Genomic DNA, 345 nt, shown 5'->3' on the forward strand with positions numbered 1-345 from the left:
CCGGTGAGAAGTACGCCGACCAGGTGGGTCCGCAGTTCGGCAAGGACGGTTACGGCATCGCGATCGACGAGGAGGACCAGCGCGTCTTCGTCGCCAACCGCGACTTCCGCCTCAACCCGCCCGGAGAGGAGCTCGTTCCCTTCGCGATCACGGAGAGCACTCGCATCGTCGAGGCCGAGCCCTTCGTCTACGAGACGGCCGGATTCCTGGACTCGGTGATGCCGAACAGTGTCGGTGGGGATCACACGGCGGCGTTGCCGGCGGGTGTGGCGTATCACCAGGGTCGTGACGTGCTGTACCTGGGCGACCAGAACGGCCGGAAGATCTTCGAGATCGACCCCGACA

General features: G+C 65.5%; 1 protein-coding gene. It reads left to right on the forward strand.

From position 1 onward, the window contains the following. Nucleotides 1-345, forward strand: a 345-nt coding sequence (locus FE256_RS18330; protein ID WP_171024416.1) for a hypothetical protein, incomplete at both ends; no start/stop codon positions are given.

The sequence above is a fragment of the Microbacterium sp. 5K110 genome (genome assembly GCF_005774735.1).
Lineage (GTDB): Bacteria > Actinomycetota > Actinomycetes > Actinomycetales > Microbacteriaceae > Microbacterium.